Here is a 639-nt window from a genome sequence, read left to right on the forward strand (position 1 = left end):
AGTCCCCTGCTCTACCGACTGAGCTATCTGGGCATTTGGCGGAGAGGGTGGGATTCGAACCCACGGCCCCTTTCGAAGTCACTGGTTTTCAAGACCAGCTCCTTAAACCACTCGGACACCTCTCCATATTCTACTTCCAATGATTCATCCGAGGATCGAACTCGGGACACCCTGATTAAGAGTCAGGTGCTCTGCCAGCTGAGCTAATGAACCTTAACTTTAATATTTAATGGCTGGGGATGCAGGACTTGAACCTACGCATACATGAGTCAAAGTCATGTGCCTTACCGACTTGGCTAATCCCCAATATATGTGGTGAGCGCACAGGGATTCGAACCCCGGACACACGCCTTAGAAGGGCGTTGCTCTATCCAGCTGAGCTATGCACCCACAATAAATATGTATAAATTAAATAAAAAATGGTGCGGATGAAGGGAGTCGAACCCCCACGCCAATGGCGCTAGATCCTAAGTCTAGTGCGTCTGCCAATTCCGCCACATCCGCGCATTTTTTTGGTGGAGGATGGTGGATTCGAACCACCGAAGTCGATGACAACAGATTTACAGTCTGCCCCCTTTGGCCGCTCGGGAAATCCTCCGTATTAATTTTACATGGAGCTGGTGATAGGAATCGAACCTA

Annotated in this window: 6 tRNA genes; all 6 read right to left on the reverse strand. The window is 49.5% G+C overall.

Going from position 1 to position 639, the window contains the following annotated elements:
* Positions 1-36: 36 nt before the first annotated feature.
* The 6 genes from IC213_RS20505 to IC213_RS20530 all read right to left on the reverse strand — a co-directional run bounded on the left by IC213_RS20505 (position 37) and on the right by IC213_RS20530 (position 598).
* Positions 37-125: transfer RNA gene (locus IC213_RS20505), tRNA-Ser, on the reverse strand.
* 15 nt (positions 126-140) lie between these two features.
* Positions 141-213, reverse strand: a tRNA-Lys gene (locus IC213_RS20510).
* Positions 214-230: 17 nt separating this feature from the next.
* Positions 231-306: transfer RNA gene (locus tag IC213_RS20515), tRNA-Gln, on the reverse strand.
* 7 nt (positions 307-313) lie between these two features.
* Positions 314-390: transfer RNA gene (locus IC213_RS20520), tRNA-Arg, on the reverse strand.
* Between the two features lie 30 nt (positions 391-420).
* Positions 421-504, reverse strand: a tRNA-Leu gene (locus IC213_RS20525).
* A 9-nt stretch (positions 505-513) separates the two neighbouring features.
* Positions 514-598 (reverse strand) — tRNA-Tyr (locus tag IC213_RS20530).
* Positions 599-639: the final 41 nt, after the last annotated feature.

The sequence above is a fragment of the Clostridioides sp. ES-S-0049-02 genome (assembly GCF_020658465.1).
Lineage (GTDB): Bacteria > Bacillota > Clostridia > Peptostreptococcales > Peptostreptococcaceae > Clostridioides.